At 70.1% G+C, this 24,980-nt stretch carries 27 protein-coding genes; 13 read left to right on the top strand and 14 right to left on the bottom strand.

Going from position 1 to position 24,980, the window contains the following annotated elements; all coding sequences use genetic code 11:
• Nucleotides 1-4: 4 nt before the first annotated feature.
• Both AC4FS1_RS12790 and AC4FS1_RS12785 read right to left on the bottom strand, forming a co-directional pair.
• Nucleotides 5-562, bottom strand: a complete 558-nt coding sequence (locus AC4FS1_RS12790) for an NAD(P)H-dependent oxidoreductase (protein WP_491155562.1) — start codon at nt 560-562, stop codon at nt 5-7.
• A complete protein-coding gene (locus tag AC4FS1_RS12785; protein WP_491155560.1) occupies nt 559-1,632 on the bottom strand; it encodes an LLM class flavin-dependent oxidoreductase in 1,074 nt (357 codons plus the stop codon). The genes AC4FS1_RS12790 and AC4FS1_RS12785 overlap by 4 nt, the downstream gene beginning before the upstream one ends.
• An 88-nt stretch (nt 1,633-1,720) precedes the next feature.
• On the opposite strand from AC4FS1_RS12785, the gene AC4FS1_RS12780 reads away from it, so the two are divergent.
• On the top strand, nt 1,721-2,167 hold the full coding sequence (locus AC4FS1_RS12780; protein ID WP_491155558.1) for a MarR family winged helix-turn-helix transcriptional regulator: 447 nt from the start codon (nt 1,721-1,723) through the stop codon (nt 2,165-2,167).
• A 3-nt stretch (nt 2,168-2,170) separates the two neighbouring features.
• Here the strand turns inward: AC4FS1_RS12780 and AC4FS1_RS12775 are convergent, their stop codons facing one another.
• From AC4FS1_RS12775 to AC4FS1_RS12755, 5 genes are all read right to left on the bottom strand, one after another.
• Nucleotides 2,171-2,653 (bottom strand): Cif family virulence factor, encoded by a 483-nt coding sequence (locus AC4FS1_RS12775; RefSeq protein ID WP_491155556.1) that lies wholly within the window; start codon nt 2,651-2,653, stop codon nt 2,171-2,173.
• An 82-nt stretch (nt 2,654-2,735) separates the two neighbouring features.
• Nucleotides 2,736-3,356: a dihydrofolate reductase family protein gene (locus AC4FS1_RS12770; RefSeq protein ID WP_491155554.1), complete on the bottom strand. Its 621-nt coding sequence runs from the start codon at nt 3,354-3,356 to the stop codon at nt 2,736-2,738.
• Nucleotides 3,357-3,373: 17 nt separating this feature from the next.
• Complete coding sequence (locus AC4FS1_RS12765; RefSeq protein WP_491155552.1) at nt 3,374-4,069, bottom strand: winged helix-turn-helix transcriptional regulator; 696 nt, start codon at nt 4,067-4,069, stop codon at nt 3,374-3,376.
• Nucleotides 4,070-4,072: 3 nt separating this feature from the next.
• Nucleotides 4,073-4,510 carry a VOC family protein gene (locus tag AC4FS1_RS12760; RefSeq protein WP_491155551.1) on the bottom strand — a complete coding sequence of 146 codons (438 nt, stop codon included), beginning with the start codon at nt 4,508-4,510 and terminating at the stop codon, nt 4,073-4,075.
• A gap of 140 nt (nt 4,511-4,650) precedes the next feature.
• Nucleotides 4,651-5,235, bottom strand: a complete 585-nt coding sequence (locus tag AC4FS1_RS12755) for an NADPH-dependent FMN reductase (protein WP_491155549.1) — start codon at nt 5,233-5,235, stop codon at nt 4,651-4,653.
• Between the two features lie 142 nt (nt 5,236-5,377).
• Here AC4FS1_RS12755 and AC4FS1_RS12750 point away from each other — a divergent pair, with 142 nt between their 5' ends.
• The 6 genes from AC4FS1_RS12750 to AC4FS1_RS12725 all read left to right on the top strand — a co-directional run bounded on the left by AC4FS1_RS12750 (nt 5,378) and on the right by AC4FS1_RS12725 (nt 11,216).
• Nucleotides 5,378-6,625: a sensor histidine kinase gene (locus AC4FS1_RS12750; protein WP_491155547.1), complete on the top strand. Its 1,248-nt coding sequence runs from the start codon at nt 5,378-5,380 to the stop codon at nt 6,623-6,625.
• Entirely contained in the window at nt 6,618-7,283 is a 666-nt protein-coding gene (locus AC4FS1_RS12745) for a response regulator (protein ID WP_491155546.1), read from the top strand. Before AC4FS1_RS12750 ends, AC4FS1_RS12745 begins: the two co-directional genes overlap by 8 nt.
• 85 nt (nt 7,284-7,368) lie before the next feature.
• Nucleotides 7,369-7,623, top strand: a complete 255-nt coding sequence (locus AC4FS1_RS12740) for a hypothetical protein (RefSeq protein WP_491155544.1) — start codon at nt 7,369-7,371, stop codon at nt 7,621-7,623.
• A 146-nt stretch (nt 7,624-7,769) separates the two neighbouring features.
• Nucleotides 7,770-8,654: an ABC transporter ATP-binding protein gene (locus AC4FS1_RS12735; protein WP_491155542.1), complete on the top strand. Its 885-nt coding sequence runs from the start codon at nt 7,770-7,772 to the stop codon at nt 8,652-8,654.
• 35 nt (nt 8,655-8,689) lie between these two features.
• Entirely contained in the window at nt 8,690-9,757 is a 1,068-nt protein-coding gene (locus AC4FS1_RS12730) for an ABC transporter permease (RefSeq protein WP_491155730.1), read from the top strand.
• Nucleotides 9,758-9,824: 67 nt separating this feature from the next.
• Nucleotides 9,825-11,216, top strand: a complete 1,392-nt coding sequence (locus AC4FS1_RS12725; protein WP_491155540.1) for a glucose-6-phosphate dehydrogenase — start codon at nt 9,825-9,827, stop codon at nt 11,214-11,216.
• A gap of 10 nt (nt 11,217-11,226) precedes the next feature.
• Here the strand turns inward: AC4FS1_RS12725 and AC4FS1_RS12720 are convergent, their stop codons facing one another.
• Nucleotides 11,227-11,616, bottom strand: coding sequence for a VOC family protein (locus AC4FS1_RS12720; RefSeq protein ID WP_491155538.1), 390 nt, complete (start codon nt 11,614-11,616; stop codon nt 11,227-11,229).
• Nucleotides 11,617-11,899: 283 nt separating this feature from the next.
• On the bottom strand, nt 11,900-12,481 hold the full coding sequence (locus AC4FS1_RS12715) for an ArsR/SmtB family transcription factor (protein WP_491155536.1): 582 nt from the start codon (nt 12,479-12,481) through the stop codon (nt 11,900-11,902).
• Nucleotides 12,482-12,538: 57 nt separating this feature from the next.
• Between AC4FS1_RS12715 and AC4FS1_RS12710 the strand changes: the two genes are divergently transcribed.
• The 4 genes from AC4FS1_RS12710 to AC4FS1_RS12695 all read left to right on the top strand — a co-directional run bounded on the left by AC4FS1_RS12710 (nt 12,539) and on the right by AC4FS1_RS12695 (nt 16,866).
• A complete protein-coding gene (locus AC4FS1_RS12710) occupies nt 12,539-13,855 on the top strand; it encodes an MFS transporter (RefSeq protein WP_491155534.1) in 1,317 nt (438 codons plus the stop codon).
• A 62-nt stretch (nt 13,856-13,917) separates the two neighbouring features.
• Nucleotides 13,918-15,060 carry a type III polyketide synthase gene (locus AC4FS1_RS12705; RefSeq protein ID WP_491155533.1) on the top strand — a complete coding sequence of 381 codons (1,143 nt, stop codon included), beginning with the start codon at nt 13,918-13,920 and terminating at the stop codon, nt 15,058-15,060.
• Entirely contained in the window at nt 15,057-15,749 is a 693-nt protein-coding gene (locus AC4FS1_RS12700; protein ID WP_491155532.1) for a methyltransferase domain-containing protein, read from the top strand. The genes AC4FS1_RS12705 and AC4FS1_RS12700 overlap by 4 nt, the downstream gene beginning before the upstream one ends.
• Nucleotides 15,742-16,866, top strand: a complete 1,125-nt coding sequence (locus AC4FS1_RS12695) for an FAD-dependent oxidoreductase (RefSeq protein ID WP_491155530.1) — start codon at nt 15,742-15,744, stop codon at nt 16,864-16,866. The genes AC4FS1_RS12700 and AC4FS1_RS12695 overlap by 8 nt, the downstream gene beginning before the upstream one ends.
• A 318-nt stretch (nt 16,867-17,184) precedes the next feature.
• On the opposite strand, the gene AC4FS1_RS12690 is transcribed toward AC4FS1_RS12695, so the two are convergent.
• The 3 genes from AC4FS1_RS12690 to AC4FS1_RS12680 all read right to left on the bottom strand — a co-directional run bounded on the left by AC4FS1_RS12690 (nt 17,185) and on the right by AC4FS1_RS12680 (nt 21,531).
• Entirely contained in the window at nt 17,185-18,036 is an 852-nt protein-coding gene (locus tag AC4FS1_RS12690) for a UbiA family prenyltransferase (RefSeq protein ID WP_491155528.1), read from the bottom strand.
• A gap of 103 nt (nt 18,037-18,139) precedes the next feature.
• Nucleotides 18,140-20,344 (bottom strand): ATP-dependent Clp protease ATP-binding subunit, encoded by a 2,205-nt coding sequence (locus tag AC4FS1_RS12685; RefSeq protein ID WP_491155526.1) that lies wholly within the window; start codon nt 20,342-20,344, stop codon nt 18,140-18,142.
• 137 nt (nt 20,345-20,481) lie between these two features.
• The gene (locus tag AC4FS1_RS12680; protein ID WP_491155525.1) at nt 20,482-21,531 is read right to left on the bottom strand and encodes a GlxA family transcriptional regulator; all 1,050 of its coding nucleotides are present in this window, start codon (nt 21,529-21,531) and stop codon (nt 20,482-20,484) included.
• Nucleotides 21,532-21,615: 84 nt separating this feature from the next.
• Here AC4FS1_RS12680 and AC4FS1_RS12675 point away from each other — a divergent pair, with 84 nt between their 5' ends.
• Both AC4FS1_RS12675 and AC4FS1_RS12670 read left to right on the top strand, forming a co-directional pair.
• A complete protein-coding gene (locus tag AC4FS1_RS12675; protein ID WP_491155523.1) occupies nt 21,616-21,837 on the top strand; it encodes a hypothetical protein in 222 nt (73 codons plus the stop codon).
• A 52-nt stretch (nt 21,838-21,889) separates the two neighbouring features.
• Nucleotides 21,890-22,531: a hypothetical protein gene (locus tag AC4FS1_RS12670; RefSeq protein ID WP_491155521.1), complete on the top strand. Its 642-nt coding sequence runs from the start codon at nt 21,890-21,892 to the stop codon at nt 22,529-22,531.
• Between the two features lie 4 nt (nt 22,532-22,535).
• On the opposite strand, the gene AC4FS1_RS12665 is transcribed toward AC4FS1_RS12670, so the two are convergent.
• Nucleotides 22,536-23,759 (bottom strand): glycosyltransferase, encoded by a 1,224-nt coding sequence (locus AC4FS1_RS12665; RefSeq protein WP_491155519.1) that lies wholly within the window; start codon nt 23,757-23,759, stop codon nt 22,536-22,538.
• Between the two features lie 3 nt (nt 23,760-23,762).
• Entirely contained in the window at nt 23,763-24,968 is a 1,206-nt protein-coding gene (locus AC4FS1_RS12660) for a glycosyltransferase (RefSeq protein ID WP_491155517.1), read from the bottom strand.
• Between the last annotated feature and the right edge of the window lie 12 nt (nt 24,969-24,980).

Genomic DNA, 24,980 nt, shown 5'->3' with positions numbered 1-24,980 from the left:
CGCCTCACGCCGCGTACGCGTCGGCCCCGGCGAGGCGCTCGAGCTGGGGAAGCACGTCCTGCAGCCCCACCTGGATGCGGCTGTACACCTCGGCGTTGAGCACCGTCCCCCCGTCGATGTCGCCGGCGTTGACGTAGAAGCCGACCGGCATGACCGCCGCCTGGAAGAACCCGAAGAGAGGGCGCAGTTCGTGCTCCAGCACGAGCGCGAACCGCTCGGATCCCCCCGTGGCAGCCAGGATCACCGGCTTATTCGCGAGCGCGTACTGGTCGACGAGGTCGAACACGTGCTTGAACATGCCCGGGTATGAGCCGCGGAACACCGGGACCGCGACGACCAGGACGTCGGCCTCCTCGATGGCGCGAAGCTCCGCCTCGACGTCGGCGCTCACCTCGCCCCGTTCGGTCGCCTCGGTGAGCCCCGGCCCGAGCCGGTAGACATCCACGCGGCGAACGGACACGGGCAGGAGCTCACCGAGGGTTCCGGTGATGAGGTCGGCGAGCGCCATGGTCTTGGACGGCACGTGGGGACTGCCGTTGACGACAACCACCTCCAGGCTCATACGACCCTCCCGAAGGCGTCGACCCGTCCGGTCTCGCGGCGGAGGACGGGTGCGACCTCGGTACCGATGCGTTCGATGGCAGCCAGGTGGTCGGCCTGCGAGAGCCCGCCGTAGCCGATCTGGAAGGTCACGCGGCTCGCGCCGTAGACCTCGCGGTAGGTCATGAGCTTGTCGATGATCTCCTGCACGCTTCCCACCAGCAGTCCACCGGCGGCGGTGGACTGCGCGTCGAATGCCGCGCGCGGAAGCGGGAACCCGGCCCCGCGCTGATGGTTGTTCTCCATCATCCCGACGCGGAACGCGGGATACATGAGGTCGCGCGCGCTCTGGCTCGTGGCCCCGACGAACCCGTGCGCCCCGATGCCGACGCGCAGCGAATCCGGGTCGTGACCGGCATCGGCGGCCGCTCGCCGGTAGATGTCGGCCATCGGAGCCAGGCTGTTGAGCGGTCCGAGGAGGAGGCCGAGCGCCATCGGGAGCCCCAACTGGCCGGCGCGCACCGCGGACGCGGCCGTGCCGCCCACACCCACCCAGATCGGCAGATCCCCGACCGGACGCGGAGCGATGTCGATGCCGCGGAGGTCGCGCGTGTGGAAGCTCCCCGGCCAGGACGCGGGGTTGCCGGCGCGGATGGCGAGGAGGGCGTCGAGTTTCTCGCGGAAGAGGTCCGCGTAGTCGGCGAGGTCGTAGCCGAACAGCGGGAACGACTCCAGGAACGAGCCGCGCCCGGCGATGATCTCGGCGCGCCCGCCCGACAGCAGGTCGACGGTGGCGAAGTTCTGGAAGACCCGCACGGGGTCCTCCGAACTGAGCACGGTGACGCCGCTGGTCAGGCGGATGCGCTTCGTGCGCTGCGCGACAGCGGCCAGCACGACGGGGGGCGAGGCGATCACGAAGTCGGAGCGGTGGTGCTCCCCCACGCCGAACACATCGAGCCCGACCTGATCGGCCAGTTCGGCCTGCTCGAGCACCTCCTGCATGCGGGTGAGGGGTGACGGCGTCACTCCCGTGCGGGGATCGGGTGAGATCTCTCCGAACGTGAGGACACCGATCTCAAACGGATGGGTCATTTCCCAGCCTTCCAAATAGGTGAAGTTTCATCTTCAACCAGTGTAGGTGAAGTTTCACCTAGGTAGGCCGCGGGCCTACAATCGTGGAGTGGCGAACGCGACAGGCCTGACGGAAGACGATTGGGCGCTATGGCGCGCCTTCCTTGCGGCCAACGCCCGCCTGACCCTCCGGATCGACCGTCAACTGCAGCAGGGAGCGGGCCTGGCGCAGGGCGAGTACGGCACCCTCGTCGCCATCCTGGACTCGCCCGATCGGGCACTGCGCATCGGCGAACTCGCCGCCCAGCTGGGGTGGGAGAAGAGCCGAGTGTCGCACCTGGTGACCCGGATGCAGCGGCGCGGGCTCATCGAACGAACACCGACGGCCGAGGACGGACGCGGAACCCGCATCACCGTCACGCCGGAGGGCAGGCGCGCCATGCTCGCTGCGGTCCGCGGTCACGCCGACGAGGTGCGGCGCGCCTTCCTGGAGAACATCGATCCCGGCGAACGCGCCATCCTCCAGCGGGTGCTGCAGCGCATCGGCGATGCCTGAGGCCTACCCGAAGTAGGAGTCGGCCTCCGCCTCGGTGATCGGGTAGATCGCCGTCTGGTCGCGCACGATGTGCCACCCCGATGCGTCCGTCCGGCGCCACACCTGCGAGTTGTAGCAGCGCACGCGGGTCACCGCACCCTCGGGAGAGACCAGCACGGCGATGAAGACCATGCGCGCTGCGGCGAGGTCACCGGCGACGAGCACCTCCGGTTCTTCATCGATCGCGTGCCGGGCAGAGCGCAACGCCGAGAAGGTCGGCCAGAACGCGTCGGCATAGTCGGCCACCCGCCGGTGCGTCCGAAGCTCGGGATCGGCGTCGTCGAAAAGGAGGACGTCCGCGTCGAAGTCGTAGTACCGCCCGAAGACCTCCTCGAACCGCCGGGCGGGCTCGCCCTCCACGCGGTCCCATCCGAAAATCCACTCGCGCTGCAGGGCGCCGACATCCTGTGCGGCGCGCCGGTCGATCTCACTCGTGTCGTTGACCATGCGTCTTTCCTAGCGGCGGACGACGCGCGCATCCAGGGTCCGGTGAACCCAGGGTCCGGTGAACCCAGGATGCGATGGAATGTCAGCTCTCCATCGTGCCGGTGGTCACGGAGCCCCCGGGGCCGTACCGCAGGAGGAGCGCGCCGTGCTCCCCCGCGACCGGCGGCTCGAGGAGTGTGAGGCCGAAGGCCGGGCCATCCGCGGGAAACAGCCGCTTCCCCGCGCCCAGGACGACCGGATACACCCACAGGTTCAGCACGTCGAACAGCCGTTCGCGCACGAGCGTGCGGGCGAAGTCGATGCTGCCGATCACGTGGATCTCGGAGTGCTTCTCGCGCAGCCCGGCGACGGCGGCCGCGGTGTCGCCGTCGAGCAACGTCGATCCGTCCCACGCGAGCTCCGGCCTGCCGCGGGACGCGACGTACTTCGGCAGGGCGTCGAACCTCCGCGCGATCTCGGCGGCCGGGCCGTCGCCGTAGACCGGCCAGTAAGCCGCGAAGATGTCGTAGGTCTTCGCCCCGAGGAGCAGCGCATCCATGCTCCGGATGCCCTGCATCACCCGCTCTCCGACGGCATCGTCCTCGATCGGAGCCTGCCAGCCTCCGTAGGCGAACCCCCCTTCGGGATCCTCGTCGGGGGCACCGGGCGCCTGCGCGACGCCGTCGAGCGTGGTGAACAGGTCGATGTGGATGACGCCGGCCATGGCGTTCTCCTTCGGTCTTATGCCGCTGAGACAGCGACGGCGATGTGGAATGTTGCCGCGAACCGCTCCAGGAGCGTGGCGTCGCCGCGGATGACCGTGACGATGTCACGCTCGAGGGCTTCGGCGGGAGTCACCTCGCCCGAGATGAGAAGGCGGATGCCCGGTCCCGCGGCGATCACGACGTCGGGGACGCCGCCCGGCGCGGCTCCCCCCACGGGGGGCGCCGGCGGCGCGATCTGCTGCACGCTCAGCGAGCCCCGGTCCACCCGGGCACGCAGGGCAACGTCGCCCACCCGCAGCTCGTAGTCGGCGGTCGGCAGCAAGGCCGCCGCATCCGGCTGGAAGGCCGTCCGCAGCGCCATCGTGAGCGAGTCGGCGGTCACCACGTCGCCGGGGTCCGGCTCGCCCATCTGGGCGAATCCCCAGCGCCCGAGGGCGAGGACGATGGGTTCGAGCTGGCGGCCATACGACGTGAGCTCGTACACCAGGCCGCAGCTCGCCAACGGGACCCGGCGGACGACACCGCCCTCCTGAAGCTCTTTCAGCCGACCGGAGAGGATGTTCGTCGGGATCTTGGGCAGGCCCTGCTTGAGGTCGGTGTAGCGACGGGGCCCGACGAGCAAGTCGCGGACGATGAGCATCGCCCACCGCTCGCCGATGAGCTCAACCGCCGTCGTGACGCCGCAATACTGTCCGTAACTGCGCGCGGTCACGCGTCAGGCCTGAGCCTGATCCGTCACGTACGCATCCGGGCCGTTCTCAGCGGCGGCAGGGTCCATGTAGAAGAAATCGAGAAGGTTGCCGTCGGGGTCTTCCAGGCTCCGGCTGTACATGAAGCCGTAGTCCTGCGCGGGCCGAGGTTCGACCCCGCCCGCGGCCACGCCCGCCTCGAGCACCTCATCGACGCCGGCGCGCGAGTCTCGGCTGAGGCCGATGAGGGCCTGCGCCGTCGTCGTGGTGTCGGCGATCTGCTTGTCGGTGAAGGTCGCGAAGAACCCCCGCGTCACGGCCATGAAGTAGATGTTGTCGTCCCACACGATGCACGCGGCGTTCTCATCCGTGAAGAGCGGATTGATCCCGGCACCGAGCGAGGTGTAGAACGCCTTCGCGCGGTCAAGATCATTGGTGGGGATGTTGACGAAAATTTTGGTCATCGCAGCCTCCGGCTCGTCGGGCGCCACGCGGAGGCGGCGCTGACGCCATGGTTGCAAATAACAAGGCTACTTGTCCATAACAAGCAGAAACCCGGCGGGCCGAGACGGCTCCGCCGGGTTTCCGGGTCCGGGATGCGGTGTCAGGCCGCGCGGGCCTCGCCGCGCTCGTCGGCGACGGCGTAACGAGAGATGAGCGCGGTGAACGCGTCCAGGTACGCCCGCAGGAACGCGGCGGTCGTCTCATCCGTGATCTCGCCCTTGTCGCTGAACAGGCCGGGGGCCGACTGCACGTAGCCCTCCGGCTGGCCGAGGGTCGGCGCGTTCATGTGACTGAGGATCGCTTTGAGGTGCTGCTGTGCGGCGGCGGTCGCGATGGGGCCGCCGGAGGTGCCGATGACGGCGGTCGGCTTGCCATCCAAGGACCCCTGGCCGTACGGGCGAGCCGCCCAGTCCAGCGCGTTCTTGAGCACGCCGGGGATGGAGCGACTGTACTCCGGGGTCACGATGATCACGCCGTCGACGTCGGCGATGGCCTGCTTGAACTCACGTGCCACCGGGGGGAAGTCGGTGTCGTGGTCGGTCGAGTAGAACGGCAGGTCGGAGATCGGGATCTCGACGAGATCGACGCCTTCGGGTGCGACGGATACCAGCGCCTTCGCCAGGCGGCGGTTGATGGACGTGCTGGAGATGCTGCCGACGATGTAGCCGATGGTGTACTCGGTCACGAGTGTCCTTCCTTCGAGATGGAGCGGGGGGCCCGCAGGTCTATTCACGTGCAAGTACTTTGTGCACGGATCTATTCCCGCACGTCCGGTGCTCCCCCCACAGGCGGATGTCCCCGGCTGGCCGCGCCCGTACCGTGGAGGGATGCCGCCTCTGACACCCGCCCAGCAGCGCAACGACGTGATCCTCGCGGCCGTCGTGTTCGTCGGCGCCCTCCTGAGCGCTGTCCTGTCATCGATCGCCGGACTGTACGGGTCGGACAGCGCCGGGATGCCGCTGGCCGTGGCGTACGCGTTCGCCCTCGCCGTACCGCTGGCCGCGCGACGTCGGTGGCCCGCGACGGTCGCCGTCATCGTCTCGATCGCCTATTTCGCCGCCGTCACCCTGCGCGTCCCCGAACTGTACGCCGGGAACATCGCGATGTTCATCGCGTTGTACACGGTCGGCGCGTGGTCGGACGACCGACGTCGCGCGACCATCGTTCGGGTGGCGATCATCGTCGGCATGTTCTTGTGGCTGACGGTCGTCACCTTCCAGGATGCGACGGCCCCGGCGAGCGACGAAGGCCTGTCTCGGGCCGGCGGGTTCTCTCCGTACGTCGCCTACACGCTTCTGAGCGTGCTCCTCAACGCGCTGTACTTCGGTGGGGCCTACTACTTCGGCGAGCGCGCCTTCACGCAGATGCGCGAACGCCGGGCGCTGGAGGAGCGCACGCGCGAACTCGAGCTCGAACGCGAGGTGACGGCCGCCCAGGCGGTGGCGCTGGACCGCGTGCGGATCGCACGCGAACTACACGACGTCGTCGCCCACCACGTCTCGCTCATGGGCGTGCAGGCCGGCGCGGCGCGCACCATCATGGGGCGCGACCCCGAGCAGGCGCGCACCATCCTGGAGGGGGTCGAGGCGTCGGCGCGCGAGTCCCTCGGTGAACTGCGGCACCTGCTGGAGACGTTGCGGACATCTGGCGCCGATCCGGGACCGGATGCGAGCGCGAGCACGCGGGGGCTGGCGGGCGTCCCCCAGCTCGCCGAGGAGGCGACATCGGCCGGGCTCCCCACGGCGTTCACCGAGGTCGGAGAGCCCCTCGACGTGCCCGACGTCGTCCAGGTGAACCTCTACCGGATCGCCCAGGAAGCGCTGACCAACGCCCGACGGCACGCCGGGCCGGATGCGACGGCCGACGTGCGGCTCCGGTACGGCGCCGACGCGGTCGAGCTGGAGATCGCCAACACCGGCCGGGTCGGACTTTCCCGCCCGGGGCTCGGCCAGGTCGGCATGCGAGAACGCGCGTCGGCGTCGGGAGGCACCGTGGAGATGGGCCCACGGGGACGGGGCGGGTATCTCGTGCGCGCGACGGTACCGCTGGCCGGACGGGTCGCCGCAGATGCCTGAGATCCGCGTCCTCCTCGCCGATGACCATGCCATGATGCGCGCAGGATTCCGCACCATCCTGTCGCTGGAAGACGACATCGTCGTGGTCGGGGAGGCTTCCACCGGCGCCGAGGCTGTGGCGGCTGCATCCGCCCTCGCACCCGATGTCATCTGCATGGATGTGCAGATGCCCGACATGGACGGACTGGAGGCGACGCGAGCGATCGTCGCCGATCCGGAGGTGGGCGCTGCGGTCCTCATCGTCACGACCTTCGACCGCGACGACTACCTCTTCACGGCACTCGGCGCGGGGGCCAGCGGATTCCTGTTGAAGAACGCCGGTCCCGAGGAGCTCGTCTCGGCGGTGCGGGTGGTCGCGGCCGGGGATGCGCTGCTCGCCCCCGAGGTGACCCGGCGCGTGATCGAACGGTTCGCCGTCTCCGACGCAGCCGCCCCGGAGTCGCCCCGGCCCGCTCTTCGTCTCGCCGAGCCGCTCACCGAACGCGAAAGCGAAGTCCTCCGTCTCATGGCGGATGCGCTGAGCAATGCCGAGATCGCCGGGCGCCTGTTCATCGGCGAGGCGACGGCGAAGACGCACGTGTCGAACGTGCTGCAGAAGCTCGGCGCGCGCGACCGCGTGCAGGCCGTCGTGCTGGCCCACCGCTCCGGCATCGCCTGACTCTCGCGCTTCCCGACCGTGCTGCAGTGCCGGGCGGAATGTCAAGGGTCCAGACACGTCCGAGTGCGCACATAACCTCGCAGTCATGAACTCCGACGACCGACACGAGTACACGACGGATACCGAGCTCTCCGAGAGCGATGCGGTGCGCAAGGACATGTCCTACAGCCCCGCGAGCGACACCGACACCCAGCACAAGCAGGAGGACCCGCTTCCCGACACGATCGACGACGACATCGACCCGGACGACGTGCGAGCCGTCCCCGGCACCGGCGGGCCGGACGACTTCGGCGACGTGGATGTCGACCCGGATGATCTGAACATGCCCTGGCGGGAGTGAGAAGGGGCGACCTCCGGCATCGCGCCTGAGCGTCCTCCCCCGCACGGGGGAGGACGATGACCCTCCCCGGGGTGGATGCCCCGTCCCCGCGTCCTCCGTAGCGTGAATGCCAACGGCTCCGCACCGGTGCCGAAGGAGGAGGACACGTGCTGCAGCTCGAAGGCATCACGAAGAGCTACGGCGGTCGCCGGGTGCTCGACGACGTGAGCTTCACGATCACCCCGGGGCGTCTGACGGGTTTCGTCGGCGGAAACGGCGCCGGCAAGACCACGACGATGCGCATCGCCCTCGGCGTCTTGGCCAAGGACGCCGGCCGTGTCGTACTGGACGGCCGCGACGCATCCACCGCTGACCGGCGGCGTTTCGGGTACATGCCAGAAGAACGCGGGCTCTACCCGAAGATGAAGGTCGGCGAGCACATTGCCTACCTGGCCCGCCTCCACGGATACTCCAAGGCGGATGCCACGGCCAACGCCGAGGCACTCCTCGACCGTCTCGGGCTGTCGGAGCGCCTCGGCGACCTCGTCGAGACGCTGTCTCTGGGGAACCAGCAGCGCGCGCAGATCGCCGCAGCCCTCGTGCACGAACCCGAGGTGCTGATCCTCGACGAACCGTTCTCGGGCCTGGACCCGCTCGCGGTGGACGTGGTCGCGGGCGTGCTCCAGGAGCGCGCCGCGGCCGGAGCCGCCGTGCTGTTCTCGTCTCACCAGCTCGACGTGGTCGAGCGGCTCTGCGACGACCTCGTCATCATCGCCGGCGGGACGATCCGCGCGGCCGGCTCGCGGGACTCGCTGCGCGCCGAGCACTCCGCGAACCGGTTCGAGCTCGTCTCCCGCGGCGACGCCGGCTGGGTGCGCACGCGACCGGGCATCTCCGTCCTCGACTTCGACGGCGGGTACGCCCTCTTCGAAGCCGAGGATGCCATCACTGCGCAGCACGTGCTGCGCCAAGCCGTCGAGCGCGGCGACGTCGTGAGCTTCGCGCCGCAACGCCCATCGCTCGCCGAGATCTTCAAGGAGGTCATCCAGTGAGCACGCCCCCCACCTCACCGAACGAGCTGCAGAGCATGTGGCTCGTCGCCGAAAGAGAGATCGGCTCGAAGCTCCGCAGCAAGGCGTTCGTCATCTCGACAGCGATCCTGCTGCTGGTCGCGCTGGCCTCGGTCCTCTGGGGCGGATTCGCCGCGAACAGCAGCGGCGACGACGGCATCCCCGTCGCCGTGACCAGTCAGACCGAAGCCGACGTCACGGGCGTCGACGGGATCGACGTCACGGTCGCCGACGACGCGGATGCCGCGACCGCACTGGTGAAGGACGGCACAGTGGACGCCGCCCTCGTGCCCGACAGCTCGGGCGGCACGTTCGACTACAAGATCGTCGCCGACGACAGTGTGCCCAGCACTCTGATGGCCCTGCTCAGCCAGTCGCCGGCAGTCGAACTGCTCGACCCCCAGGGGGCGGCCGACGAGATCCTGCGGTACTTCGTCGCCCTCGGCTTCGGCATCGTGTTCCTCATGGCCGCGTCGATCTTCGGCGGCACCATCGCGCAGAGCGTCGTCGAGGAGAAGCAGACCCGCGTCGTCGAGATCCTCATCTCTGCGATCCCGGTCCGCACCCTCCTGGCGGGCAAGGTCGTGGGGAACACGATCCTCGCGATGGCGCAGATCATCGCTCTGGCGGCGATCGCCGTGGTCGGGCTCTCGGTCACCGGTCAGTCCGAGGTGCTCGCGGGGCTGGGCGCACCCCTGCTGTGGTTCGCCGTCTTCTTCTTCTTCGGCTTCGTGCTGCTGGCGTCGCTGTTCGCGGCCGCCGGTGCCATGGTGTCGCGCCAGGAAGACATCGGAGCAACCACCACGCCGCTGACCATGCTCATCATGGCGCCGTACTTCCTGGTGATCTTCTTCAACGACAACCCGCTGGTGCTGGGCATCATGTCGTACGTGCCGTTCTCGGCACCGGTGGGGATGCCGCTGCGGCTGTACCTCGGAACCGCCGAGTGGTGGGAGCCCGTCGTGTCGCTCGTGATCCTCATCGCCACCTGCGCGGCGGCGATCTGGGTCGGCGCCCGCATCTACGAGAACTCGCTGCTGCGGATGGGCGCGCGGGTGAAGCTCGCCGAAGCATTGCGCGGCTGACGATACGCCGTCGGCGGGGAGGCGCAAGGGTCCCAGCGCCTCCCCGCCGCGTCGCTAGGGTGGCCCCATGGCGGCGGACACGACGACCCTTCTCATCCTCGGAGCATCCGGCGACCTCACTTCACGACTGCTGCTCCCGGCGCTCGGGCAGCTCATCGCCCGCGAGCCACAACGCTCCATCAGCCTGCGCGGCGCAGGCATGGAGGACATCTCCGACGAAGCGTGGCGCGACATCGTCCGCACCTCCTTCGCGACCACCGACTCGTCGAACGCCTTCGACGCCGTCGCATCCACCACGTACACCTGCGCCGACATCACCAACGTCGAGGATCTGAGGGCGCTCCTCTCCGACGTCGAGGGACGCATCGCGCTGTACTTCGCCGTTCCCCCCGCGGTCGCCGAACAAGCCTGCGAGGCGCTGACCGAGATCGACGTGCCCGAAGGTCTGATCCTCGCCCTCGAGAAGCCGTTCGGCAGCGACGAGGCCAGCGCCCACCGGCTGAACGACACGCTCCGGCGGATCGTCCCGGAGTCGCAGGTGTTCCGCATCGACCACTTCCTCGGTCGGTCCACGACGCTGAACCTCGTCGGCGTGCGTGTCGCGAACCGCCTCATCCAGCCTGTGTGGTCGGCCGACCACATCGAGTCGGTGCTCATCCGCTACGACGAGACGCTCGGGCTCGAAGGCCGCGCCGGGTACTACGACCACGCCGGCGCCCTCATCGACATGATCCAGAGCCACCTGCTGCAGGTGCTCGCCATCCTCGCGATGGAGCCTCCGGCGACCTTGAACGAGATGGACTTCCGGGATGCCACCGCCGCGGTGCTCCGCGCCACGCACGTGTGGAACGACGACCCGAAGACGTCGTCTCGGCGTGCCCGGTACACCGCCGGTTCCGCGAACGGGCGCGAGCTTCCCGCGTACGTGGACGAGCCCGGTGTGGACGCCGCCAACGAGACCGAGACCCTCGCCGAGGTGGTCTTCGAGGTACGCACCGAACGCTGGCGGGGAGTGCCCATGACGCTGCGTTCGGGCAAGGCGCTGGATGACGCGGATCGCGAGGTGATCGTCCGTTTCCGCCCGGTGCGCCACCTCCCCGACGGCCTGACGGGAAGCATCGAGCCCTCGGTGCTGCGCTTCTCGCTCGGCCCCGACCGGGTGGCGCTGGAACTCAACCTCAACGGCGGCGACGATCCGTTCGAGCTCGCGCGCGCGTCGCTCCAGGCCGACCTCGGCGCCGGCGCGCTGAAGGCCTACGCCGAAGTGCTGTCGGGGATCCTCGACGGCGACGCCACCTTGGCCGTCCGCGGGGATGCCGCCGAGCAGTGCTGGCGGATCGTGCAGCCGGTTCTGGATGCGTGGCGCCGGGGAGATGTGCCGCTGGACGACTATCCCGCCGGTAGCGAGCGGCCCGCCTCCTGGCCGCGGCATCCCGACGGCGCCCTCGGCGACGCCTGAGCTGCGGAGACTAGTTCTCGTCGGCCTGCAGCACCGAGAGCACGTTGCCGGCGGGGTCGCGGAACCACGCGATCGCCGGCCCGTCCTCTCCCCGGAGGATCCCCTTCGAGTCGGTGGGGAACTCGTGGTCGTCGTAGATCTTCGTGATCACGCCACGCGCGTTCAGGTCGTCCACGGCCGACTCGATCTCGGCCACGGGGAAGTTCAGAATCGTGAAGCTCGCCGGCTCGTGATTCGGCTTGCCGTAGACGAGGACGTGCGCGCCGGAGTCGAGGAGGAGTTCCAGGAACCCCATGTCGTTGTCGACGACCTCGAGCCCGAGCGTGTCGCGGTAGAACGTGCGCGCCTCGTCGATGTCATCCACGGAGAATCCGCTGTACGCGGAGGTCGGGTCGAACATGCTGCCTCCTTCACGGCGCCCTCCGCCGTTCCTCGATGGTCCGCCAGTCTGGGGCGCGTGTCCAGACATGTGGCCCGCCACTCGCGGACCGGATGCCGGGCCGAAGTCGGTCATAACTCAGCAAAAACCCTCACCTGGGGGCCCTGCCGCGGCCTTGGGGCGACGGATCTTGCGGATTTGTGACCGGCTCGGGCGGCGGACGGGTCGGTGCGTCACGATAACGAGCGACGCCGCCTCCCCGTCGCGGTCGGGCCCCAGTCCTTGAACTCCGAGCCGAAGCCGGTCATAACTCAGCAAAAGCGTCGCCCGGAGGCCCTGCCGCCGCCGGGGGCGACGGAGCTTGCGGAGTTGTGACCGCCCCGGGCGGCGGATTGAGGTCGGGATGCGTCACGATGACCAGCGACGCCGCCTCGCCGTCGGGATCGGGGCCGCGGTCCTTGAACTCCGAGACGAGGTCGTACAGGCGGCGGTCCAGCTCCTCGCGATGCTCGGCGTTGAGACGCAGACCCATCCACATCACCTGGACCTGCTCCGGATCCACGCCCTGCAACTGCTGCCGCATCGTCTCGATGAGCACGACCGACTGACCGGGAATGCGGGTCTGCCACGACAGACCGGTCGCCAGATACGGCACCTCCCGCGCGCCGCGGGCGCCGATCCGCTCGGCCTGGGGCGCCAGCATCCCGGCCTGGACCAGCGTGCGGACGTGATGGAGCATGGTGCCGGGGTTCACCTGCAGAAGCTCGGCCAGCTCCTTGTTGGTCCGGGCGTCGAACGCGCAGAGGCGCAGCACACGCAGCCTCAGCGGTGAGCTGAGGGCGCGGGCGATGACCTCGGCCTCGCGCTCTTCGTCCCGATCGGGCATCTGCTCACGATAGCGAAGTGGTTGACAAGTCTCAATCGGTCTTCGATACTGATTTGCATGTCCCAATCGCTCCCGCCGGAAGCGACCTCGCCGGATGAAGCGACCTCGGCCCGGCCCGCCCCCGCCGGTTCGCTGTGGCGCGATGGCAACTTCCTCACGCTGTGGACGGGTCAGGCGCTGAGTCAGTTCGGAGCGGAGATCGCCGGACTGGCCATTCCCGTGCTCGCCGTGCTCCTCCTGGATGCGACGGAGTGGGAGGTGGGCGTCCTCAACGCCGCGCAGGTCGCGGCTTTTCTCGTCGTGGGGCTGCCCGCAGGCGCCTGGATCGACCGGATGCGCAAGCGCCACGTCATGATCTGGGCCGACGCCGTGCGTGCTCTCGCCCTCGGCATGGTTCCCCTGCTCTGGATGCTCGGCACGCTGCAGATCTGGCACCTCTTCCTCGCCGCGCTGGTCGTGGGAGTGGCCATGGTGTTCTTCGACGTCTCCTACCAGAGCCTCATCCCCTCACTGGTGCGCCCGGGCCAGATCGCCGAGGCCAACGGCAAGCTGGAATCGACGCAGCAGCTGGCAGGGCTCGCCGGCCCGGCGCTCGGCGGTGGACTGATCGCGATCATCGGCGCTCCTCTGGCGATGCTCACGACCGTGGGGACGTATCTCGCCTCGTTCGTGGCGTTGCTGTTCACCCATGACTTCGAAGAGCCACGGCAGATCGAAGATCGGGCGCCGCTGGCACGCGAGATCGGCGAAGGGCTGCGGTGGGTCTTCGGCAACCCGCTGCTGCGCCGCATCGTCGGAACGACCGGGTTGTCCAACTTCTTCAGCACGCTGTCGTTCACGTTGCTGCCCGTCTTCCTGCTGCGCGAGCTGGGCCTCTCCCCCGCAGCGATGGGCGTCATCTTCTCGCTCGGTGCGATCGGGGGCCTGGCCGGAGCGGTGGCGACGCCCCGGATCGTCCGCTGGCTGGGCGAAAGGCGCGCCATCCCGATCAGCTCGGTCGGCTTCAGCGTCGTCGCCCTCCTCCTCCCCTTGGCCGCCTCCGTGCCGTCGATCGCCTTTCCGCTCCTCGTCGCGCAGGGGTTCGTCTCCAGTTTCACGCTGCTCCTGTACAACATCACCCAGGTGACCTTCCGCCAGCGGATCACACCCGCCCGTCTCCTCGGCCGGATGAACGCGTCGATCCGCTTCTGCGTGTGGGGCGTCATGCCGATCGCCGCGCTGGCCGCCGGGGCGTTGGGCTCGGCGCTCGGGGTCGTGCCGACGATGTGGATCGGGGCAGCCGGGAGCGTGCTTTCCGCCCTGCCGGTCGTCGTCGGACCGTTCTGGCGAATACGCGACCTTCCCCAGGCGGCGCCGGACGGGGCCGGGAAGTAGCACGGGCGGCCTCTCCTCACCAGCCCCGGCCCAGGGTCGGCTGCAGATGCCTAGAGTGAATCATGACCGCCAGCATCTCCGGGCTCGGAACTGCTCTGCCTCCGACGCGTCTCGAACAGGATCAGGTGCGCGCGATCATGGCCGCGCAGCCGGATCTCGACCGACGGACGCGCCGCTGGATCGATGCGGCCTTCGCCGCATCGGCGATCCAGACGCGCCATACCGTCCTCGCTGAACTCGGCGGCACCGCATCCGGTCTGCACATCCAGCACGAGGGCCGTCTCCTCTTCCCCTCGACCAAGGAGCGCAACGACGAGTTCCGCCGCGCGGCCCCTCCTCTGTTCGCCCAAGCCGCCCGCGCCGCGCTGGAAGCCGCCGACACCGACCCCTCGGAGGTGACCCACGTCATCACGGTGTCGTGCACGGGCCTGTTCAGTCCCGGGCCGGACGCCCTGCTGGTGCACGATCTCGGCCTCAGCCCCTCCGTCGAGCGCGACCATCTCGGCTTCATCGGCTGCGCCGCCGCGATCCCGGCGTTGCGCCTGGCCTCGCGGATCGTGGCCGCCGACCCGGATGCTGTCGTCCTCCTCTCCGCGGTCGAACTGTGCTCGCTCCACATCCGCAGTTCGAACGACCCCGAGCAGATCGTCTCGGCATCGCTGTTCGCCGACGGCGCGGCGGCCGCCGTGGTCTCCGGCGACCCGTCGCGCGGACGAGGGCGACGGCTCGACCTCCACGGTTTCGCCACCCGCCTCACCGGCGAGGGCGAGGAGGACATGACCTGGATCGTGGGTGACAACGGGTTCGAGATGACGCTCACCGCGCAGGTGCCACGCATCATCGGCCGCGAGATCGGCGCGATCGTCGACGACGTGTTCGGCGGCTCGGACACGGTCGACACGTGGGCGGTGCACCCGGGCGGTCGGAGCATCCTGGATCGGGTCGAGAGCGGGCTGGGGCTCGCCCCCGATGCGCTCAGCGCCTCGCGCGCGGTGCTGCGCGACTACGGCAACATGTCGAGCACGACGCTGCTGTTCATCCTGCGCGCGATGCTCGAAGACGAATCCCGGCCCGACGGCGAGCGCATCGGTGCGCTCGCGTTCGGCCCGGGGCTCACCGTGGAATCGGCGCGTCTGGTGGTGCGGGATGCGTCGGCGCCGCAGCATCCCCGAATCGACCGGCAGCCGGTGCTTGCGCAGCGATGAACCTGCGGGAACGCGACGTCATTCTGACCGAGCTCATGGACGACCCGGCGTGCGACCCCGCCCTGCTCGCCGCGACGTATCGCCGATTCGGCCTCGTGAACCGCCTCATCGCGGGGTGGGGGACGACGTGGCGCACCCGGCTGCGCCCGCACCTGTCGGCGCTGGGTCGTCCCGCCCGGGTGCTCGACCTCGGTTCGGGGGGAGGCGACCTCGCCGTCCGGCTGGCCGCGTTGGCGCGGCGGGATGGCGTCGACCTCAGCGTCACCGGCGCCGATCCCGACCCCCGCGCCCACACCGCCGCCTCCGGGCGGGCGAGCGATGCCGTGCGGTTCGTGTGTGCGGCTTCGCGCGAGCTCGTGGCATCCGGCGAGCGGTTCGACGCCGTGGTGTCCAACCACGTGCTGCATCACCTCGACGCGGCATCCCTCGCCACCTTCGCCGCCGACTCGCGCGCCCTGTCGCGCGGCGTCGTGCTGCACAGCGACATCGCCCGCAGCTCTGTCGCGTATGGCCTGTACGCCGTCGGGATCACCCCGCTCGCGCCGGGAACGTTCCTCCGCACCGACGGGCTGCGCTCCATCCGCCGCAGCTACCGTGGCCACGAGCTCGCGCAGGCCCTCGGCCCGGGGTGGAGGGTCGCCCCAGGGGCGCCGTTCCGGCTCCTCGCGGAGGCGCGCGGCGATGCCTGAGGTGATCGTGATCGGCGCGGGGCCCGTCGGTACGCTGCTGTCGGCAGAACTCGCCCGGCGGGGCGTCGATGTCACCGTCGTGGAGCGTCGCGCCGACGCATCCGCGGGCTCCCGCGCGATCGGCATCCATCCCCCCGTTCTCGCCGCCCTCGAGGCATCCGGCGCCACCGAGCGGTTGCTCGCGTCGGCACGGCGGGTCTCGGCCGGAGAGGCGCGCTCGGGCGGCCGCGTGCTCGGGGTGGTGCGGTTCGACCGGTTGTCGCGGCGCTTCCCGTTCGTGGCGACCTTGCCGCAGCCGGCGACGCACCGTGCGCTGGCGGTGGATGCTCCGGACCCGGTCGTCGGCGAAGTGACCGCTGTGCGCGATGGCGGCCGGCCCCGGGTGAGATACCGGACGGGATCCGGCGAGGTGGAGGTGGCGGCCCGGCTCATCGTCGTGGCCGGAGGGCCACGGTCACGGGACCTGCTCTTCCGCACCGGAGCGGTGCGCGTGCAGCCCTACGCCGACCGGTACGTGATGGCCGACATCATCGCCGACGGCCCGGCGGACGCCGTCGTGCACCTCGATCGCGAAGGCGTGCTCGAGTCGTTGCCACTGCCCGGCGGCGTGCGCCGGTTCGTGGCGCCGGCGCCCGACGGAGCGGAGGACCCTGCCGCTCGTGCGGTCGTGCTCCGGGCGGCCCTGCACGCGCGCGGCGAGCATGCCGCCGCGGAATCGATCAGCGCGGCCGACGGGTTCGCCATTCGCCACGCGGTCGCCCCACGGATGAGACGCGGACCGCTGTTCGCGATCGGCGACGCCGCGCACGAGGTCAGCCCGATGGGCGGGCAGGGCATGAACCTCGGGCTGCTGGATGCCGCGACCCTGGCTCCGCTGCTGGCCGCGTGGATGCGATCGGGCGAGGCGCCGGAGGCGGATCTGCGGCGATGGGAGCGGCGGCGGCGCGCGTCGGCGCGTACCTCCGCCGTCATCGCGAGCGTGAACACGTTCCTCGGGCGGCCCGCCTCGGCGGGGGTCGACGCCGTGCGCCGAGCCGCGATGCGCGCCGCACTGGCGACCCCGGCGGGCACGCTCCTCGCCCACGCCTACGCGATGGGCTTCGACCGCGACGCCTGACCCCGCCCCGCCGCGGACGTTCCTCGGTGTTGCGGGCGCAGCGCCCCGTTCCCCGGACGCTGAGCAAGCGCCACGCCCCCTTCCCCGGACGCTGAGCGAGCGCAGCGCCCCCTCCCCGGACGCTGAGCGAGCGCAGCGAGACGAAGCGTCAGCGTCGCACGCCCTCGACCCTTCGTCTCGGTCGCTGCGCTCCCTCGCTCAGGGTCCGCAGGCCACACCGGAGAACACTCCCCGACCCGGACGCTGAGCGAGCGCAGCGCTCCCTTCCCGGACGCTGAGCGAGCGCAGCGAGACGAAGCGTCGCTCCGCCCGCCGTCGCTATGCGGTCAGGGCGGCGCCGGTGGCGACGAGCTGAGCGGCCAAGAGCAGCGCGGCGAGCATCACGAGACGGAAGACGGTCCGATCCGGCGGTCGCACGATCACCCGCACGAGTGTCGCCACCGCGACCCCCACCGCAGCGGCGAAGAACCCCCAACCCAGCACTGGCACGGCGGTCAACTCTCCCCCGGATGATCCGATGAGGACCGCCACGGCACCGCCTCCGACCCCGGCCGCCGCGAGGACGGCGCTCCACCGCGCACCGAGCCGGTGCGGCAGGCCGCGGATGCCGGTGGCGCGATCATCCTCGAGATCCGGCAGCACGTTCGTCAGGTGCACCGCGGCTCCGAGGACCGCTCCGGCCACCCCGGCCCAGGCGGGCGCGAGGGCCGCCGAAGGCAGCGCCAGCGTCGCCAGGGACGGGAAGAGCCCGAACGTCACAAGGAACGGAACGATCGAGAACAGCGTGGCCTTCAGCCCTGCGTTGTACGCCCACGCCGACGCGAGCGCGACGGCGTGAGCGGCCAGCATCCCGGCGCCCAGCGGTGCCGACAGCGCGAGAGCCACCACGACGGCGCCCACAGCGGCCGCCAGCGCGCCGCCCGCGGAGACGACGCCCGCGGCGACCGGCTTGTCGGTGCGGCCGACGGCCTGATCGCGGCCCGCGTCGATGGCGTCGTTCGACAGCCCGATCGAGACCTGTCCGCTGAAAACGGACACGACCAGCAGCACGAGCCGCCACGGCTCCAACCCCGCAGCGATGCCCAGCGCGAGCGAGAGCGCCGTCACGACGAGGGTGGGGCCCGGATGCGTCGAGCCCCACAGAGCCCGGATCACCCGCATGCGCCGCATCCCCCGACGCTACCCTGCACGCGAGAAACGACATCCGAGTTGAGAAAGCACGCAGCGCGTCCTGTCTCGCCCAGGATGTCGTTTCTCGCGACAGCAGGAGGGGTCAGTCGTCGAGGATGGCCTCGATCACCTCGTCGTCGTCGGACACATCGGGCACCACGGAGGGGCCGTCGGTGGTGAGTGCGAGCGACGAACCGTCGCTGGCGACATCGACCCGCACGACGTCGCCGTCGCGCACCCGCCCCGCGAGGATGGCCATGGCGAGGCGGTCCTGGATCTCCGACTGAATGAGGCGGCGTAGCGGCCGCGCTCCGAACATCGGGTCGTATCCGCGCTCGGCGAGCCACGCACGCGCGTCCGGGGTCACCGCGAGGGTGAGCCGGCGCTCGCGCAGGCGCCGCTGCAGCGCATCGACGGCGAGTTCGACGATCTGCGCCAGGTCGTCCTCGGTGAGGGCCTGGAAGATCACGATGTCGTCGAGACGGTTGATGAACTCCGGCTTGAACGCCTGCCGCACCAGCCCCTGCACCTGCTCGCGCTTCTGCTCGATCGACAGGGTCGGGTCGATGAGGATCGGCGAACCCAGGTTCGAGGTGAGCACCAGGATGACGTTCGTGAAGTCGACCGTGCGACCCTGGCCGTCGGTGAGGCGGCCGTCATCCATCACCTGCAGCAGGATGTCGAAGACCTCTGGATGCGCCTTCTCGACCTCGTCCAGCAGCACGACGCTGTACGGACGCCGGCGCACGGCCTCGGTGAGTTGTCCGCCCTGCTCGTAGCCGATGTACCCCGGAGGGGCGCCGACCAGCCGCGAGACGGAGTGCTTCTCTCCGTACTCCGACATGTCGATGCGGACCATCGCGTGCTCGTCGTCGAAGAGGAAGTTCGCGAGCGCCTTGGCGAGCTCGGTCTTTCCCACCCCGGTCGGGCCGAGGAAGAGGAACGAGCCGACCGGGCGCCCCGGGTCGCTGATACCGGCACGCGAGCGCCGGATCGCGTCGGAGACGGCCTTGACCGCTTCCTTCTGTCCGATGATGCGCTTGCCCAGTTCGGCCTCGAGGTGCAGCAGCTTCTCGGTCTCGCCCTGCAGCAACCGGCCGACCGGGATTCCCGTCCACGCGGCGATGACGGCGGCGATGTCTTCGTCCGTGACCTGGTCGTTGACCATGCGGTCGCCCGCGGGCTCCTCCTGCTCGGCGGCCATCAGCTGGCGCTCGAGGGCGGGGATGTCGGCATACAGCAGGCGGGACGCCTTCTCGAGGTTGCCCTCGCGCTGGGCCCGCTCAGCCTCGACGCGCGCAGCATCCAGGCGGGTCTTGAGATCGCCGACGCGGTTCAGCGACGCACGTTCGTGCTCCCATCGAGCCTGCAGCTCATTCAGGCGCGCCTGCTCGCCCGCGAGGGTTTCGCGCAGCGCCGCGAGGCGCTCCTTCGACGCGTCGTCCTTCTCGCGCTTCAAGGCGAGTTCTTCCAGCTTCAGCCGGTCGACGTGCCGGCGCAGCTCGTCGATCTCCAGCGGTGCCGAGTCGATCTCCATCCGCAGCCGCGAGGCCGCCTCGTCGATGAGGTCGATGGCCTTGTCGGGCAGTTGCCGCGAGGGGATGTACCGGTTGGACAGTGAGGATGCCGCCACCAGCGCAGCGTCGGCGATCGCCACCTTGTGGTGCGCCTCGTAGCGCTCCTTCAGGCCGCGCAGAATGGCGACGGTGTCTTCCACGCTCGGCTCGCCGACGTACACCTGCTGGAAACGGCGCTCCAACGCGGCATCCTTCTCGATGAACTCGCGGTATTCGTTGAGCGTCGTCGCACCGATCATGCGGAGCTCGCCGCGGGCGAGCATCGGCTTGAGCATGTTGGAGGCGGCGACGGAACCCTCGCCGCCCCCTGCGCCCATGAGGACGTGCAGCTCGTCGATGAACGTGATGATGCGGCCGTCGGATTCGGTGATCTCCTTCAGCACGCTCTTCAGGCGCTCCTCGAACTGCCCGCGATACATCGCTCCGGCCACGAGGGCGGAGATGTCGAGGGCGACGAGCTCCTTCCCCTTGAGGCTCTCGGCGACATCGCCGGCGACGATGCGCTGGGCGAGACCTTCGACGACGGCGGTCTTGCCGACGCCGGGTTCACCGATGAGGACCGGGTTGTTCTTGGTGCGGCGCGTCAGCACCTGGCTGACCCGACGAATCTCCGAGTCGCGTCCGATCACGGGGTCGAGCTTGCCCTGACGGGCGCGGTCCGTGAGGTTGATGCCGAACTGCTCGAGGGGGCTTTGCGACTCCTCCTGTCCGGGCTGTTGTGTGGCGTTCATGTGTCTCCTGAAACCTGTGGTGCTCAAAACTTGAGCGTTCTTGACTCAAGTTTAGCAGTCGAGGAGTCCATCCACCAGTCCGGCGCACCTGGCCTCCGCCCGCCCATCGAGACGGGGGCGGGCTCGCGCCGGAGCGCTCAGGCGACCGGCACGAGGTCCGAGTCGCGCGCAACCTCGGCCTCGCGAGCCATTTCGGCCTCGCGAGCCACGGCCGCGGATGCTGCGCCCTCCGCCTCCGGGACGCAGCTGAACCGTGCGCGGTAGGCGGTGGGTGTGAGGCCCAGGGTGCGGGAGAAGTTCTGCCGCAGCACGGCTGCCGACCCGAATCCACTCTCGTACGCGACCCGGTCGAGCCCGAGATCGCTCGTCTCCAGCAGGCGCTGGGCATGGATGATCCGCTGGCGCGTCAACCAGGCCGCCGGCGTCGCGCCGAAATCCGCCTTGAACCGGCGCGCGAAGGTGCGCGGCGACATGTGCGCCCGGGCAGCCAGCTGCTCGACGGAGAGGTCGGCCCGCAGGTTCTGCAGCATCCAATCGGTCACCGGCGCCAGCGACTGGGATGCCGCGGCCGGCAGCGGTCGGTCGATGAACTGCGCCTGACCGCCGTCACGCTGGGGCGGCACCACCATGCGCCGCGCGATCTTGTTCGCCAGTTCCGCGCCCAGCTCCTGACGCAGGAGGTGGAGGCACGCGTCGAGGCCCGCCGCGGTGCCGGCGCTCGTGATGATGCGGCCCTCCTGCACGTACAGCACATCCGGGTCGACCTCGACCCGCGGGTACATCGCCGCCATCGTGGGTGCGTACATCCAGTGCGTGGTCGCGCGCAGCCCATCCAGCACTCCGGCGGCGGCGAGGATGAAGGAGCCGCTGCAGACGCTCAGCACCCACGCCTCGCGGTCGACCGCGTGCCGCACCACATCGAGCACCCGATCGTCGGTGTGTGCCCAGTACTCGCGAGGAGTCGGGGAGACGACGACCAGGTCGGCTTCATAGGCGAACGACAGGTCGTTCTCGACGTTCAGCGAGAAGCCGAGCTTGGACCTCACGACACCGGCCTCGGGTGCGACGACACGGAAGTCGAAGCGGGGCACCCCGTCGTCGGTGCGATCGAGCCCGAAGGCTTCGCAGGCGAGGCCGAATTCGAACGGCGCGAACCCGTCTGAAACGATCACGGCGACGGTTCTCATGGCTCTCCTCGATGTGGCAGATCGTGCGGGGTATGGCCATGCTGCCACTCGTGGCAGCATTCACGCAATCGTAGTGTTTCTGCCATGCTCATCCTCCTCGCCTTTGCCGCTCTCGCCGTGGCGGCGGTCGTTGCGACGATCGCCGGCCTTTCCCATGACGGATACCGCGCGGTCCCCACCGACGCCGCGCGGGTTCCGATCCCCTCCCTCGATTCCCCTCTGCCCCAGCCGCGGCTCCACGTCGCGCGGCGGGCTCGCGCGCCGCGACCCGCAAGGAGAGGTGTGCACGCTCGAGCGCAGGCCTGATCGGGTGGGGTCCTGGCCTCCGTAGACTCGAGGCCCGCAGAATCGAGGATCCGTGACCACTCCGCCCGCTTCGCCGCCCGCCCAGCCCTCTCGACCGCCCGGCCTTCCGCCCTACGGCTCGGATCAGCAGATGCCGGCCGCGCCTCCGCCCCCGGCGGGCCACCCGGCCGCTCCGGCGCAGCAACCCGCCCAACCTCTCCCGCGCCCCACCGCAACGCCGCAGTACCCGGCCGGGCCCCCCTCCGCCTATCCCGGCGCCCCCGGCGCGCCCGGCGCGCAGCATCCCGGCGCCCCCGGCGCCCCCGGCGCCCCCGGCGCGCAGCATCCCGGCGCGCCGCAGCATCCCGGCGCCCCCGCGCCGCAGCCCGCAGCGTCACCGCGCCGCGGCAACCCGTTCGGGCTGGTGTCGATTCTCGCCAGCGCGGTGATCCTGCTCTCGATGATGGTGCAGCTGGCCGTTCAGGTGTCCATGGTCGCCAGCGGTGATTATGAAGCGCTGGCCATAGCAGGCGGCGTGAGCGCTGTCCTCGATGGGCTTCTTGCGATCACCGCGATCACCTTCGGCGTCATCGGGCTCACGCAGCGCGGCCGCCCGCACACCCTCGCGGGCATCGGCGTGGGGATCGGCGTCGCGACGCTCTTCTCGACCCTCGTGTGGGGCCTCATCTACCCGGGCGTCCTGAACCTGGTCTGACGGATCACGCCCGCCGGGCGATGGCGCGCTCGTACACCTGCACCATCGCTGCCGTCCGCGAGGACTGACGGAAGAGCTCCGCGATCCGCGGTTCGGGGACGGGCGCCGTCCGCGAACCGATGTCGTCTGCCGCGCGGCGCAGAGTGGCGGCGAGCGCCTCTCGCGAACCGTCGGCGACGAGCCAGATGCCCGATCCGAGTTCGGCCGCGATGTCGGCGTCGCTGACGATCGAGGGCGTTCCGAGCGAAGCGGCTTCGAACACCGTCATGCCCTGCGTCTCGAATCCGATCGAGGTCTGCACCACCGCATCCGCCGCCGCGATGCGGCGCAGTGTTTCGGGGTACGGCAGGCGACCGGCGAAGCGGACGGATGCCGCGGGCCGACGCCGCCGCATGAGCCGCCGAGCGGCGCGGAGTTGTCCCCCGCCGCCGATCACCTCGACGTCGGCGACGACACCGGAGGCCGCGAGGGCGTCGAGGAAGGGCAGGAGCCGCTTCTCCGCGCTCATCCGGCCCACCCAGACCAGCCGCGGCGGACCCGCGGTGCGCTCCGCGCGGGGCGCGGCACGCGTGGCGTCGAGCACGTCATCGTCGATCCCGTTCCACACCACGTCGACCGACGGGTACACGTCGTGGGCCTCGAGGCGCCGCGCGAAGTGCGCCGAGGGGGCGGTCACCGCATCCGCTCCCGCGGCGAGCCTCCGCAGGTACGCCCATCCGTCCGACCCCGCCGCATCCCGGCGCCCCGGATCCGGAGTCCGCATCTCCGCGTCGAGGACGCGGCGCGCCCAGGAGTTGAGCACGCGCAGCACGAGACGGGGAAAGGGCGCGACAGCCGCGATGCCCACGTCGACCCGATTGTGCATCGTGTGAACGACGGGAAGCCCGTGCCGCCGGGCGAAACGGTGCCCGATGAAGGCACCCCAGAAGTCCGCCTGAACGTGCACGAGGTCCACGCTCGGGCGGCGTGCCATCGCCGCATCCACGAATCGGTCGGTGCGCGCGCCGGGCCAGCTCATCGAGTACTCGCGATCGACCGTCACCGGTACCGACGGAAGGTCGACGTAGGCGGGGTCGGGCTCGTCGGACGATCCCCCGCCGTGCATGCGGGGGGCGACCACGGTCACGGTGTGACCCGCGCGCTCGAGGAATCGCCGCTGCAGCCGCATCGACACCTGGGCACCGCCGGATGACTCGACGTGCTGGTCGCCGAACATCACGACGTGCACGTTCTACTCCGGCAGCGGTGTGCCGCGATACAGCGCTTCGAACGTGTCGAGGGTGCGTTCGATGTCGTGGATGACCACTCCGTCGAGCGATGCCTGCTGCATCCGCACGCGCTCCTCCGCGGTCGCGGTGAGCACGTCGGTGAGACGCGCGGCCATCTCCTCGTCGTCGCCCGGTTCGAAGAGGTAGCCGTTCTCACCGTCGTGGACCAGGTGCGGGAGAGCCACGGCGTTGGCCGCCACGACGGGCAGGCCGGATGCCATGGCCTCCATGGTCGCGATGGACTGCAGCTCCGCGATGGAGGCGATGGCGAAGACGCTCGCGCGCGTGTACAGCGCCCGCAGCTCGTCCTCCGGGGCCGGCCCGTGGAAGGTCACGCGGTCGGAGATCCCCAGCTGCTCGGCGAGCTGCTCGAGGTTATTGCGCTGGTCGCCGCCGCCGACGATGTCGAGCGACGCGTCCAGGGACGGGTCGAGGCGCGCGAACGCCTTCAGCAGGACGTCGATGCCCTTCTCCGTCGTGAGCCGGCCGACGAACAGTACTCGGTTCTCGGTGCGGGGCGTGAGGTCGGCGGTGTAGTTGCGGCGGTCGATCCCGCAGCTGACCGGGATGACCCCGGTGATGTCGATCGTCGACTCGAGGAAGTCGGCCGCGTTGCGTGTTGGCGTGGTCACCGCGCGCGTGAGGTCGAAGGTGCGCTTGGCGTCGGCCCACGCCAGCTTCAGCGCGACGTCGTTGAGAGCGTCGGGCAGCGCGGTGAAGTCGATGATGTTCTCGGCCATCACGTGGTTGGTCGCGACGACCGGGATGCCGCGCTTGCGGGCCTCGCGGGTGAGCCCGCGACCGATCACGATGTGCGACTGGATGTGCACGACGTCGGGCTTGACCGCATCCAGTACCTTGCGCGCGTAGTGCTTCGTGCGCCACGGCCAGACGAAGCGCAGCCAGTCGTGCGGGAGCCAGCGCACAGAGGGAAGCCGGTGCAGCGTCATCGGCTGTCCCTCGATGACCTCCGTGTGCGGCGGCGTGTGACGGTACTGCCCATTCGGCGCCATCACATGGACGGCGTGGCCGCGCTCGACCAGACCGGCCGACAGGCGCTCGGCGAACCGGGCGGCGCCATTGATGTCGGGAGAGAAGGTATCGCAGCCCACCACGATGGTGAGAGGGCGGGCGGCGTCGGTCCTGTCAGGCGTCGCAGGGGTGGTCACGGCGGGTGGCTG

The organism is Microbacterium sp. Z12_35, from assembly GCF_058310475.1.
This window is presented reverse-complemented; position numbering and strand designations above follow the sequence as displayed.